Origin of the sequence: Pseudomonas sp. Irchel 3E20 (genome assembly GCF_900187645.1) — a bacterium.
Lineage (GTDB): Bacteria > Pseudomonadota > Gammaproteobacteria > Pseudomonadales > Pseudomonadaceae > Aquipseudomonas.
In genome coordinates this window covers 351,836-364,109 of record NZ_FYEE01000005.1, presented here as the reverse complement: position 1 = coordinate 364,109, position 12,274 = coordinate 351,836, and the positions used below count along the sequence as shown (strand labels likewise).

Annotated in this window: 14 protein-coding genes; 5 read left to right on the top strand and 9 right to left on the bottom strand. The window is 65.2% G+C overall.

The genetic code is table 11. The features are described from left to right. Positions 1–19 precede the first annotated feature (19 nt). Positions 20–1,075 (bottom strand): biotin synthase BioB, encoded by a 1,056-nt coding sequence (gene bioB / locus CKW13_RS12530; RefSeq protein ID WP_095108926.1) that lies wholly within the window; start codon positions 1,073–1,075, stop codon positions 20–22. Positions 1,076–1,165: 90 nt separating this feature from the next. Between bioB and CKW13_RS12525 the strand changes: the two genes are divergently transcribed. The 4 genes from CKW13_RS12525 to trxC all read left to right on the top strand — a co-directional run bounded on the left by CKW13_RS12525 (position 1,166) and on the right by trxC (position 5,170). Next, a complete protein-coding gene (locus tag CKW13_RS12525; protein WP_095108925.1) occupies positions 1,166–1,906 on the top strand; it encodes a ComF family protein in 741 nt (246 codons plus the stop codon). Positions 1,907–1,968: 62 nt separating this feature from the next. Then, positions 1,969–2,733 (top strand): TOBE domain-containing protein, encoded by a 765-nt coding sequence (locus CKW13_RS12520; RefSeq protein WP_095108924.1) that lies wholly within the window; start codon positions 1,969–1,971, stop codon positions 2,731–2,733. 147 nt (positions 2,734–2,880) lie between these two features. Beyond that, positions 2,881–4,665 carry an SLC13 family permease gene (locus tag CKW13_RS12515; protein ID WP_095108923.1) on the top strand — a complete coding sequence of 595 codons (1,785 nt, stop codon included), beginning with the start codon at positions 2,881–2,883 and terminating at the stop codon, positions 4,663–4,665. A gap of 67 nt (positions 4,666–4,732) precedes the next feature. Further along, positions 4,733–5,170: a thioredoxin TrxC gene (gene trxC / locus CKW13_RS12510; protein ID WP_095108922.1), complete on the top strand. Its 438-nt coding sequence runs from the start codon at positions 4,733–4,735 to the stop codon at positions 5,168–5,170. A gap of 19 nt (positions 5,171–5,189) precedes the next feature. Here trxC and CKW13_RS12505 read toward each other — a convergent pair whose 3' ends face one another. Both CKW13_RS12505 and CKW13_RS12500 read right to left on the bottom strand, forming a co-directional pair. Then, complete coding sequence (locus CKW13_RS12505) at positions 5,190–5,960, bottom strand: ParA family protein (protein ID WP_095108921.1); 771 nt, start codon at positions 5,958–5,960, stop codon at positions 5,190–5,192. A gap of 301 nt (positions 5,961–6,261) precedes the next feature. Further along, positions 6,262–7,155 (bottom strand): LysR family transcriptional regulator, encoded by an 894-nt coding sequence (locus tag CKW13_RS12500; protein WP_095108920.1) that lies wholly within the window; start codon positions 7,153–7,155, stop codon positions 6,262–6,264. A gap of 120 nt (positions 7,156–7,275) precedes the next feature. On the opposite strand from CKW13_RS12500, the gene CKW13_RS12495 reads away from it, so the two are divergent. Beyond that, positions 7,276–8,550 carry an MFS transporter gene (locus tag CKW13_RS12495; RefSeq protein ID WP_095108919.1) on the top strand — a complete coding sequence of 425 codons (1,275 nt, stop codon included), beginning with the start codon at positions 7,276–7,278 and terminating at the stop codon, positions 8,548–8,550. On the opposite strand, the gene gspM is transcribed toward CKW13_RS12495, so the two are convergent. Genes gspM through gspH form a run of 6 tightly spaced genes read right to left on the bottom strand, consistent with a single transcriptional unit; the run spans position 8,543 to position 12,271 of the window. Beyond that, positions 8,543–8,983, bottom strand: a complete 441-nt coding sequence (gene gspM / locus CKW13_RS12490; RefSeq protein WP_095108918.1) for a type II secretion system protein GspM — start codon at positions 8,981–8,983, stop codon at positions 8,543–8,545. The genes CKW13_RS12495 and gspM overlap by 8 nt on opposite strands. Next, positions 8,980–10,065 (bottom strand): type II secretion system protein GspL, encoded by a 1,086-nt coding sequence (gene gspL / locus CKW13_RS12485; RefSeq protein WP_095108917.1) that lies wholly within the window; start codon positions 10,063–10,065, stop codon positions 8,980–8,982. The genes gspM and gspL overlap by 4 nt, the downstream gene beginning before the upstream one ends. Beyond that, on the bottom strand, positions 10,062–10,910 hold the full coding sequence (locus tag CKW13_RS12480) for a general secretion pathway protein GspK (RefSeq protein ID WP_095108916.1): 849 nt from the start codon (positions 10,908–10,910) through the stop codon (positions 10,062–10,064). The genes gspL and CKW13_RS12480 overlap by 4 nt, the downstream gene beginning before the upstream one ends. Next, the gene (gene gspJ / locus CKW13_RS12475; RefSeq protein WP_095108915.1) at positions 10,907–11,449 is read right to left on the bottom strand and encodes a type II secretion system minor pseudopilin GspJ; all 543 of its coding nucleotides are present in this window, start codon (positions 11,447–11,449) and stop codon (positions 10,907–10,909) included. The genes CKW13_RS12480 and gspJ overlap by 4 nt, the downstream gene beginning before the upstream one ends. Beyond that, positions 11,446–11,811 carry a type II secretion system minor pseudopilin GspI gene (gene gspI / locus CKW13_RS12470; RefSeq protein ID WP_095109006.1) on the bottom strand — a complete coding sequence of 122 codons (366 nt, stop codon included), beginning with the start codon at positions 11,809–11,811 and terminating at the stop codon, positions 11,446–11,448. The genes gspJ and gspI overlap by 4 nt, the downstream gene beginning before the upstream one ends. Then, a complete protein-coding gene (gene gspH / locus CKW13_RS12465; RefSeq protein WP_095108914.1) occupies positions 11,804–12,271 on the bottom strand; it encodes a type II secretion system minor pseudopilin GspH in 468 nt (155 codons plus the stop codon). Before gspH ends, gspI begins: the two co-directional genes overlap by 8 nt. Positions 12,272–12,274: the final 3 nt, after the last annotated feature.

The window sequence follows — 12,274 nt, the reverse complement described above, 5'->3', positions numbered from 1 at the left end:
CACCGTTGTTTCGGGCCGGTCAGAGCGCCGCGTTGTAGAACAGCTCGCTGCTCTTTTGCTCCACCAGCGCTTGTTCGATGGCAGCTTGGTGCACTTCGTCGGCGTGCTCTTCGCGGGCTTCGGGGGCGATGCCCAGGCGCGCGAACAGTTGCATGTCCTTGTCGGCCTGGGGGTTGGCGGTGGTGAGCAGTTTGTCGCCGTAGAAAATCGAGTTGGCGCCCGCAAAAAACGCCAGGGCCTGCATCTGATCGTTCATCGCCTCGCGCCCGGCCGACAGGCGCACGTGGGATTGGGGCATGAGGATGCGCGCCACGGCCAGCATGCGGATGAAGTCGAACGGGTCGACATCCTCGGCGTTTTCCAGGGGCGTGCCCGCAACCTTGACCAGCATGTTGATCGGCACCGATTCCGGGTGCTGTGGCAGGTTGGCCAGTTGGATCAGCAGGTTGGCGCGGTCGTCCAGCGATTCGCCCATGCCCAGGATGCCGCCGGAGCAGATTTTCATGCCCGAATCACGCACGTAGGCCAGGGTTTGCAGGCGCTCGCTGTAAGTGCGGGTGGTGATGATGTTGGCGTAGAAATCCGGCGAGGTGTCGAGGTTGTGGTTGTAGTAATCCAGCCCGGCCTGGGCCAGCGCCTCGGTCTGTTCCTGGTCGAGGCGGCCCAGGGTCATGCAGGTTTCCAGGCCCATGGCCTTGACGCCCTGGACCATTTGCAGCACGTAGGGCATGTCCTTGGCGGACGGGTGCTTCCACGCCGCGCCCATGCAAAAACGCGTCGAGCCGATGGCCTTGGCCCGGGCCGCTTCTTCGAGGACCTGCTGCACTTGCATCAGCTTTTCTTTTTCCAGCCCGGTGTTGTAGTGGCCGGACTGTGGGCAGTACTTGCAGTCTTCCGGGCAGGCGCCGGTCTTGATCGACAGCAGTGTGGAAACCTGCACGCGGTTGGCGTCGAAATGCGCGCGATGCACCGTTTGCGCCTGGAACAAGAGGTCGTTGAAGGGCTGAACGAACAGCGCCTTGACTTCGGCCAAAGACCAATCGTGACGCAGTTTGGCGGTGATGCTGGCGCTCATCGGCGGATTTCCTTGTTTATGCTGGGCAGACGACCGGGCGGCGATACCCACAGTCGTGACACGGATGTTCGGCATAGTTAAGGAAGAGCCATGCGCTGTCAACCACGCGACAAACACCAGGTTTACATCTGGTTAAAAAGCAACCAATCCTGTTTGCTTTGCGATGAATCCACCGGTACGCCTCAAGCCATTTGCACGCCGTGCGAGAGCGAGCTGCCGTGGTTGGGCGATCACTGCCTGCGCTGCGCCCTGCCATTGGCCATGGCGGGCCTGACCTGCGGCCAATGCCTGAAGCGACCTCCCGCATTCCAACAAGTGGTTGCGCCTTGGGCCTACGGCTTCCCGGTGGACAGCCTGGTGAGCCGTTTCAAGCACCAGGCAAACTGGCCATATGGCCGCATGATGGCCGAACTTCTCAGCCAACTCCTGCGCTATCGCTTTGATGAAGGCCTGCCCCGCCCCGACCTGCTGCTACCCGTGCCGCTGGCCACCCGGCGCCTGCGCGAGCGCGGCTTCAACCAGTCCGCCCTGCTGGCGCGATGGTTGAGCGAACGCCTGCACATCCCCGAGCAGCCGCACTGGCTCCTGCGCCCGCTGGAGACGCCCACCCAGCAAGGGCTGTCGGCCAAGGCCCGGCAACGTAACCTGCGCCGCGCCTTTGCCCTGGCACCCGAGGCCCAGGTGCACGGCCGCCACTTGGCCTTAGTGGACGACGTGTTGACCACCGGCGCCACCGCCCACAACCTGGCGCGCCTGCTGCGGGCGGGCGGCGCGGCGCGGGTCGATGTGTATTGCCTGGCCCGCACGCCCAAGCCCGAAGGCCCGCGCTGACTTGACTCTCAAGCGCCAAGCGGCCAACGTCCCCTCACTCCAGCCGTTAGTAGCACGCCGCCATGCCCGTACCGTCACCGCTGTCCCAACATTTCGTCCGCCGCCCGCAGCGCATTGCCCTGTTGCAGCACATCGCCGACCAGGGCTCGATCACCCGCGCCGCGAAAAGCGCCGGCCTGAGCTACAAGGCGGCTTGGGACGCCATCGACGAACTCAACAACCTGGCCCACAAGCCCCTGGTGGAACGCAGCGTCGGCGGCAAGGGCGGCGGCGGTGCGCGGTTGTCCGAAGAAGGGCTGCGGGTGCTGCGCCTGTATCAGCGTTTGCAGGCCTTGCAGGCTCAGGTGCTGGAAGCGGCCGAGGACGCCAGCGACCTCGACCTGCTCGGGCGCCTGATGCTGCGCACCAGCGCGCGCAACCAGTTGCATGGCAAGGTCCAGCGCATCGACAGCCAGGGCCGCAACGACCTGATTAGCCTGGAACTGGCCGCCGGCTTGACCATCCAGGCGCAGATCACCCGCGACAGCACCCAACGCCTGGAACTGCACGTTGGCACCCAGGTGGTGGCCCTCATCAAGGCCGGGTGGCTGCAATTGCTGGGCGCCGACCAGGCCCCCATCGCTGGGCACAACTGCCTGCTGGGCCTGATCGATGAGATCCTCGACGCCGAGGGCGGCCCCAGCGAAGTGCGCATCGCCCTGCCCAACGGCCAAACCCTCTGTGCCCTGGCCGAGGCCGAGCAATTGCGCGAGCTGGCCCTGGTGGCGGGCAAACCGGTGCAAGTGCAATTCGCCCCGTCCCTTGTGTTGCTGGGCACGCCGCTGTAAACCTTGGCGGCACTCAATAACCAAATTGCATATCAACCAATCCAATCAGTCTTAGACTCTCTAAGCGCGGCTCTCTAAGGTGTCGCCCGCGGCCGCCCCGAGCGCGCCCGATACCTCATACGAGATTCGTCCGCCAAAGGAAGCCCGATGTCCTGGGACTCGCTACCCCTGTTGTTTGTCGCCGCCCTGTTGCTTTGGCTGCTGGTGTCCTTCGTGCGCGAAAAATGGAGCGCCGATGTGGTCGCCGCCATTGGTGTCGCGGCCCTGCTGGTGACCCAGATCCTCAGCCCCAGCGAAGTGCTCGGCGTGCTGAGCAACTCGGCGCCGGTGACCATCGCCTGCATGTTCGTGCTCTCGGCGGCGCTGGAGCGCACCGGTTGCATCGACGCCCTAGGCAACTGGCTGGGCAACCTGGTGGGCGACCGGCCGCTGCGGGTGCTGGGCGGGTTGATGATTACCGCATTGGTGATTTCCGCGTTCCTCAACAACACCCCGGTGGTGGCGATCCTCACCCCGGTGGCCATTGCCCTGGCCAAGCGCTCCAGCACCTCGCCGTCGAAACTGCTGATCCCGCTGTCCTATGCCACGGTGCTGGGCGGCATGCTGACCATGATCGGCACCTCGACCAACATTCTCGTCGACGGCGTGGCGCGCAAGGCCGGGCTGGCGCCGTTCGGCATGTTCGAGATCACCCCGGCGGCGCTAATGTTCGCCGCCGTGGGCTTTGTCTACTTGATGCTGTTCAGCAATCGCCTGCTGCCCGACCGCGACAGCCTGTCCAAGCAATTGCGCCCGGACCTGGCCCGCACCTTCATGAGCGAGTTGCTGGTGCCCCACGACTCACCGGTGATCGGCAAGACCCTGGCCGAGGCCAACCTCAACGGCGGCAGCGGCCTGCAAGTGCTGAAAATCTTTCGCGAAGAACAGGAACTGAGCACGCCCTGCTCCACCACCCAACTGGCCAGCGGCGACCGCCTCGTGCTGCACGGGCAAGTCCAGGATGTGGTCGAGTTGCGCGAAAGCGGGCGCCTGAGCTTCAACCGTGGCGAAGCCTTCGAGACCATCAGCAGCCACGACGTGATCCTCGCCGAAGCCATCGTGGGGCGCAGTTCGCGCTACAGCCACCGGCCCATGCGCGACCTCGACCTGACCGCGCGCTACGGCATTAACGTGCTGGCCGTGCACCGCCAGGACGAAAACATCCAAGGCAACCTCGACGACCTGCACCTGCAATTCGGCGACGTCATGCTGGTGGAGGGCACGCCCTCGCAAATCCGCCGTTTCGCCGACAATGGCGACCTGATTAGCCTCAATACCGTGCAGGAGCGCGCTTATCGCCGCGACAAGGCGCCCATCGCCATCATCGCCACCCTGGCGGTGATGTTGCTGGCCGCGTTCGAGCTCATGCCGATCGAAGGCCTGGCGCTGATCGCGGCCGTGGTCGTGATCGCCACCCGGTGCCTGGACGTGGAAGACGCCTACAAAGCGGTGGACTGGAAAATCCTCAGCCTGATTTTCGGCATGCTGGCCATCAGCATCGCCATGGACAAGGTCGGCCTGATCGACCTGGTAGTCAGCTCCACCATGGCTGCGATCCCTAACCCGGGGCCGCTGCTGATGCTCGGTTTCATCTACCTGCTGACCACCACCCTCACCGAAATCCTCTCCAACAACGCGGTGGCGGTGCTGCTGACCCCCATCGCCATCGGCGTGGCGCAACAACTGGGCGTCGACCCACGGCCGTTCGTGGTGGCCGTGATGTTCGCCGCCAGCGTCAGCTTCGCCACGCCCATCGGCTACCAGACCAATACCTTTGTATATAACGCCGGCGGCTATAAGTTCAGCGACTTCCTGCGCATCGGCATCCCGCTCAACATCCTGATGATGCTGGTGGCGATGCTGGTGATCCCGTGGTTCTGGCCGCTGCAATAGCCCCCCTTGATTAGCGCAGGCTTTGGCTCCAGATAGCTGTCTACCGCCACTGCCCTGGAGCCGCGCCATGACCGACCCTCTGCTGATCCCCTGCCCCCACTGCAACGGGCTCAACCGCATCCCCGCCCAACGCCTGGGGGACGCGCCCAAGTGCGGGCGCTGCAAGGCCGGCGTGCTACTGAGCACACCGTTCGACCTGACCCAGGGCGACTACGCCAGCCAGATCAAGGGCGACCTGCCGCTGTTGGTGGATGTGTGGGCCGACTGGTGCGGGCCGTGCAAGTCGTTCGCACCGACCTTTGCCCAGGCCGCCGCGCAACTGAGCGGCAAATGCCGCTTCGCCAAACTCGACAGCGAAGCCAACCCGCAGTTGTCGGGGCAATTGGCGATTCGTTCGATCCCCAGCCTGATTCTCTTCAAGAATGGCCGCGAAGTGGCGCGCCAGAGCGGCGCGTTGCCGTTGCAGCAGCTCCTGGGCTGGCTGCGCGGGCACGGTATCGCCTAAGCATTGGCGCCGGGAGGCGTCAGGCGTTTTCCAGCAGGTTGTGCAACTCGATGAACTGCTGTGTGAGTTTGTGCCGCGGGTCGAGGTGGATCAGCGGCAGGTTGGCCTGGTGGGATTCGCGCATGCGCACCGAACTGCCCAGGTACACCGGCAACACCGGCAGGCCCTCGGCGATCAGTTCGTCGAGCATCTGCTGGGGCAGGCTGGCCCTGGCCTGGAACTGATTGACCACAATGCCTTCCACTTCCAGGCCTTCGTTGTGGTCTTCCTTGAGTTCTTCGATCTCGCGCAGCAGGCCATACAGGGCTTGGCGGGAAAAGCTGTCGCAATCGAAGGGGATCAACACACGATCAGCGGCAATCAACGCCGACACCGCGTAGAAGTTCAGGGCTGGCGGGGTGTCCAGGTAGATGCGGTCGTAATCTTCTGACAGCTCATCGAGCAACTTACGCAGCTTGTTGATCTTGTGCTTGGCCTCAAGCTTGGGCTGCAAGTCGGCCAGTTCCGCCGTGGCGGTAATCACATGGAGGTTATCGAACGGCGTTTCGTAGATATCCACCTTGTTTTTCTTGGCAAACGGCCCGGACGACAGGGTTTGCTTGAAAAAGTCGGCGATGCCCATGGGAATGTCCTCGCCGGTCAGCCCGGTGAGGTATTGGGTGGAGTTGGCCTGGGCATCGAGATCCACCAGCAGGGTTCGATAGCCTTCACTGGCGCTCACCGCCGCCAGGTTGCAGGCAATACTGGACTTGCCCACGCCACCTTTCTGATTGAACACCACGCGCCGCATGACAAACCTCCGTGTACTAAAGAATTCCCGAGTGTAGTAGGCCGCGTCGCTGCTTCGCTACCTCGCTGGCATTTGTCTGACCTTTGTGCCGCCTCATATCCCAGTGAGAGCAACTGTGACACCCCTGCCATTCGTCACCGCCACTGCGTGCCGCCATCGCGAGCAGGCTCGCTCCCACAGAGGAAAAATGAACACGTTCAACTGTGGGGGCGGGCCTAGCCCGCGATAGGGGTGGGTCTGACCCTGTACATGGTGGTTGGCACACCGCCATCGCGGGCAAGGCCCCACACAGGGCGGCGCCTTAGTTTTCAGCCTTACGGGTCAATAACTCCACGAATGCCTTGGCCATGGGCGAGCGCTGGTTCTTGCGTTGCACCAGCCACACCGCCGATATCGCCTTGGGGTCCAGCAGCGGGCGGTAGACCACGCCGTCGATGCGGATGCGCCGGTAGGACGCCGGCAGCACCGACACCCCCAACCCCGCCGCCACCAGCCCGATGATGGTCATCGCCTCGCCCGCTTCCTGGGCGAAATGGGGGCTGAACCCGGCGTCGCGGGCCAGGCTCAGCAACTGGGTGTACAGGCCGCTGCCGTAGCTGCGCGGGAAAAACACAAAGGGCTCCTGGGCCAGCGCCGCGAGGAACAGGCCCTCGTCGCTGCCCTGCACCAGCGGATGGGTAGCGCTGAGCACCGCCACCAGGGGCTCGCGCATCAGCTCGACAACATCCAGGGAATCGGCCAACGGCAACGGCCGCATCAGCCCCACATCGATGGTTTCGTCCACCAGGGCTTGCGCCACTTGGGTGCTGCTCATCTCCCGCAGGTGCAGGTGCACCGCCGGGAAGCGCTGGCGAAAGGCAAAAATGGCCTGGGGAATGGTGGAATTGAACGGCGCCGAGGAGGTGAACCCGACCTTCAGTTCGCCCAACTCCCCCAGTTGCGCGCGCCGGGCCACGTCAGCGGCCTTGTCCACTTGCGCCAGCACCAGCCGCGCCTCCTCCAAAAACAGCCGCCCCGCTTCGCTGAGTTCCACCCGGCGGTTAGTGCGCTCGAACAAGCGCGCCCCCACTTCCTGCTCCAGGGCCTGGATCTGCTGGCTCAGCGGCGGCTGGGAGATGCCCAGCACTTGGGCTGCACGGCCGAAATGCAGCTCTTCGGCCACCGCGATGAAGTAGCGCAAATGGCGCAATTCCATAAAGCCTCCATTGAGTCGTTAAACATATCAAACAGGTCGAACAATATATTGGATTGAATCATTCGCCGCCTATATGCTTTTTCCATCGCCTGACCGCTTGCCCCTCCCGCGAGGCCCTCCGTGAAAACTGCTGCCGCTCCCCTGGCCCACGAAATCCCGCCCGCGCCCCTGGGCGATGCGGTGGCCGAACTCAACGACCTCTACATCGAAAAAGGCACGCCCCTGTTCATGCGCACGGTGTTGGCGCTGTTCGCCGGCGGCTTCGCCACGTTCGCCGTGCTCTATTGCGTGCAACCGATGATGCCGCTGCTGTCGGCTGAATATGGGATCAACGCGGCGCGCAGCAGCCTGATCCTGTCCGTGGCCACCGGCATGCTGGCCATCGGTTTGTTGGTAACCGGGCCGATTTCCGACCGCATTGGGCGCAAGCCGATGATGGTGGCGGCGCTGTTCGCCTCCACCCTGTGCACCTTGGCCAGCGCCCTGATGCCCACCTGGGAAGGCGTGCTGCTGATGCGCGCCCTCACCGGGCTGTCGTTGAGCGGTTTGGCGGCGGTGGCCATGACCTACCTGAGCGAGGAGATCCACCCGCAGCACCTGGGCCTGGCCATGGGCCTGTACATCGGCGGCAATGCCATTGGCGGCATGAGCGGGCGCTTGGTCGCCGGGGTGTTGATCGATTTCGTCAGTTGGCACACGGCCATGCTGGTGATCGCCGTGCTAGCCCTGGCGGCCTCGGTGATTTTCTGGAAGTTGCTCCCCGATTCGCGCAATTTCCGCGCCCGCTCGCTGCAACCGCGTAGTTTGCTCGAAGGCTTCACCCTGCAATTCAAAGACGCCGGCCTGCCGTGGTTGTTTCTCGAAGGCTTTTTGGTGATGGGCGCGTTCGTCACCCTGTTCAACTACATCGGCTATCGCCTGCTGGCCGAGCCGTACCACTTGAGCCAGGCGTTCGTCGGCCTGCTGTCGGTGGTGTACCTCTCGGGGATTTATAGCTCGGCCCAGGTCGGTGCCCTGGCCGACACCTACGGGCGGCGCAAGATGCTGTGGGGCACCATCGTGCTGATGCTGGGCGGCATCGGGCTGACGATGTTCGCGCCGCTGAGCCTGGTGTTGATTGGCATGGTGGTATTCACCTTCGGCTTCTTCGGCGCCCATTCGGTGGCCAGCAGTTGGATCGGCCGCCGCGCCACCCACGCCAAGGGCCAGGCCTCGTCGCTGTATGTGTTCAGCTACTACGCCGGCTCCAGCATCGCTGGCACGGCGGGCGGGGTGTTCTGGCATTGGGGCGGCTGGAATGGCATTGGCCTGTTCATCGCGACCCTGCTGATGCTGGCCCTGCTGGTGGCGCTAAAACTGGCGCGCCTGGCGCCATTGCCGGGGGCGGCTACCTGAGCTGCAACCGCGCTTGCAGCAGGTCTTCGCGTTTTTCCAGGGTCAGGCCGTGTAACGTGGCGCCCTCACGTTCAACCTGAGCCAACCACTGCAACACGGCCCGGGCCTCGCCCGCCAGGGTCAGTTCCAGGCCTTCGTCGTCCACCTCCATCTGCTCCACGTGCAGCCCCGCCGCGCTGGCGCTCTCGCTAATGCGCAGCGACAAGGGCCGGCCGTCGGCGGCCGATTCGGCCCGGGCTGGCTGCGCCCCTGCCAGTTGCGCCGCCAGCACGCGTTGTTGCTGATACTGGCGTTCGGCGGTGTGCAGGCGTTGGCGGGTCGGTTGCCCGATCAGGCTGTAGGCCAGCACCGCGCCGATAAACAGCGCCAAACCCAGCAGCAACCCTTGCTCGCGGCGCGACAAACGCCGCCAATGCTGCATTAATGCCCTCATGCGCCCGCCTCCACCACCAGGGTGGCCTGCACCCGGTCGCCGTCCTTGCTCGCGCTGTCCAGGCGCAACGCCTGGCCCTGTTCGCGGCCTCGTTCGCGCAGTTGTTCCAGTTCGGCGAAGCTGCTGGCGTCGAGTTGGATTTTCCAACCCTCGCCCGTACGCAACTCAATGCGCCGCACCTGCACCGTGCTGGCGCCGATCACTTGTTCGGTGAGGCGGACCAACTCGGCCATGCGCCCACCCTGGGGCTGCGCGCCCCGGTTCTGCTGGGCCTGCAACTGCGCGGCCAAATCGACGATACGGCTTTGCTGCGGGTACAGCGCCTTGAAGCGCGCTTCGTTGCGGGCCTGGAGCTGGCGGGTTTCGCTGTGTAAAAAGCTCAAGCGCACTTCGGCCGCTGCCCAGGCCAGCAGCGCCAAGCCCAGCAAAGTCGCCGCGCCCAGGCGCCAGGGCAGCGGCCGGCGACGCGGGGCGAATTCACCATGGCGCAGGTTGATGGCCGTGGCCGCGCCTTGAAACGGCCAGGGCGCCAGGGCGCCGTCGTCGCGCCACTGTAAGGTCGCGGGCAGGCTCGGGCGCAGCAGCGCCAGCGCCTCATCCGTCAGCGCCAGGCGTGCCGGCAACGCCCCGCCCAGCAACCAGCGACCCGCCCAACGCACACCCCACGCCTGATCCGTGGGCAGCAGGTCGGCATCGACGTACACCCCGCGCACCTCCACGCCTGCCTCGGCCAGCAACGCGAGCACGTGGGCAAAGCGCTCGCGGCCCACCACCAGCACCGGGTAGCAGCCCTCGCTATCGCGCGCGCCAACGCTCAGGTGCAATGCCTCCAGGCTTTCGCCCAACTGCTCTTCCACCGCGAAGGCGACCGCTTGTACGGCGGGCCGGCGCTTGCCCGGCCAAGGCTCGCTGCGCAGCCAGCTGCACGCTTCCATGGGCAGCAGCAGGTTTACCGCCTGCCCATCCAGGGCCTGGGCAGCGTCGCGCAAAGGCTGCCACTGGCCGCTGGCCGGCAGGTAGCAGGGCCAGTCGAGCGAAGGCTCGTGCAGGCCAGTGGCATTCAGGTAGAGCCAGGGGTTCATGGCAGCCTCGGGTCGATGGAAGGAAGCAGGCGGCGTTGCAGGACGTTCAGTTGGCCGGTCTTGGCGTCGCGCTCCACGTCGCTGCTCAGGCGCAAGTGGCCATCACCGTCGCTCACCGAAACCTCGATACGCAGCCAGCGGCTGTCCACGCCCAAGCCATGGCCATTGACCTCAAGCCCCGCCAAAAGCGGGTCGCGGGTGAAGGCCTGGGCCGTCGCCCAAGGGTCGGCCTCGCGCTGGCGGGCCAAGGCCTGGGCAGTGGCGTCGTCGAGGTCGCCGAGGGTGCGCAGCAGCAGCGCCGGCGCGGTGTTGACGTTGAATGCCGCATCCGCGGGCAACAGGGCCACCCAAGGCTCCAGTTGCTGCAGGAAGAGGCCGTCGATACCCGCCAGCAAGCGCAATTGGCTCAGCTCGTGCAGCGCGCCGGCCTGCGGCAACACCAGTGGCGGCAGGTCGAGCAGCGCCAACAATCGCGTCCAACGCTCCAGTGTGACCTGATCGACCCGCCCCCCGGCCAGCAGCCGATTGAGGTTCAAGCGCCCGGCCAAGTCGTGGATTTCGATCTGTACCTGGGCCTGGTTCGTGTCGAACCCCGGCACCGCACGAGCCCATTCCTGGCTCAGGTCCAAGGTCGGGTTGGCGCCGCGCGGGGAATCCTGCAACAGGCGCAAGGCCCAGGCTTCGCCGGCCGTGGCGAGTTGGCGCAGGTGCAGTTGCTGCAACTGTTGCGCACTGCTTTTGACCAGCAGGCGATGGCTGTGCAGCACCGCGCCGAGGATCAGCAGCGCCAGGCTCATCACCAGCAACACACTAATCAGCGCCACGCCGGTTTGCCGACGATTCATGGCAGCCCCGCCGGCAGCAGCAAGACCCGGCGGATACCCTCGAAGCGCCCGCTCGACAACTGCACTTCCAACGCCAGCGGCGCCTTGGGCCCGGGCGGCCATTCGTTGCGCCAGCCCTGCTGCGCGTCATACAGGCGCCAGCGCAGGTGGCGCACATCGTCGAGAAGTTTTTGCCGTTGCACCCGGTCATCGCCCTCGGCTCGGCTGTCGCGCCAGAGCACGCCGTTGTCCAGGCGATAGCTCAGGGCCTGGCGCTCACTGCGCGGCAAGTCCAGCGGGTTGCGCCAATTGCCGCGCTGCAAGTGCAACCCGGTGGCGCTCAGCACCACCGGTTGCTCGGCGATGATGTGCAGCACGTCGCGCTCAATCACCGCCACCGCCCGTTGCAGGCCGCGCAGCGCCTGTTCGTGGCTCTGGGTGGCCTGCTGCACACGCACCACGGCGTCGAACAGGCGCCAGCCGCCGAGCCCGAGCAAGGCGAAGATCGTCAGGGCGATCAGCAGCTCCAGCAGGGTGAAACCGCCCTGGCGCCGGGTCATGGCGCGGGAATCCAGCCAGTGGTGCGGTATACGACGTGTTCCTGGCCAACCAGGCTGACGGCCACCTCGGCCTTGAGCAAGCGCCTATCCGCCGTGGCACTGAGGTGTTGCTGTACGTGCCAGTCACGGCGATCCAGACTGACTTGACGGGTGTGCTGGCCGAGCGCCAGGTTTTTTTCCAGACGCAACTCGTTCAAGCGGTTGTCTGCCAGCCACGCGGCGAAGAGGCGCTGTTCCACACCCCGCCCCTGGCCGATGACAGCGTGGCTGGCGGAGAACACCGCCGCCGCTAAGGTGGCGAACACCGCCAGAGCGACCATGATTTCCAGCAAGGTGAAACCGCCCACGGTGCGCCTAGCCATCGACCACCACATCGCCCACGCCATCGCTGTAAAGGCTCGCCAGGACCTTGCCATCGTGTTCCAGGGTCAGGCGAAAGGGGCTGATTTCGTCACTGCTGAGGATCAGCAATTGCGGCGTGTCCGTCTCCTGGCCCAGGTACAGGGGCCGATCCTCTTGTACCAGGTACGGGCGCACATTGGCGGGCCAGCGCTTTAGCGGCCCACGCGGTTCCCAGCCCAACGTCTCGTAGCGCAGCAACTGGTAGCCTTCGGCACCCACCCGCAAACCGTATTCGCGGCCATCGAGCACTGCCCGCTCGCGCAATTGCTCGATCAGGCCGGCCATGGCGTGGGCCTGCTGGCGGGCCTGGCGCGCCGGGCCATTGCCCAAGGCCAGGCTGGCCACACCCAGCAACACCCCGGCCAACACCACCACCAGCATCAGTTCCAGCAAGGTGAAACCCTGGCAAGAGGCACGCATGGC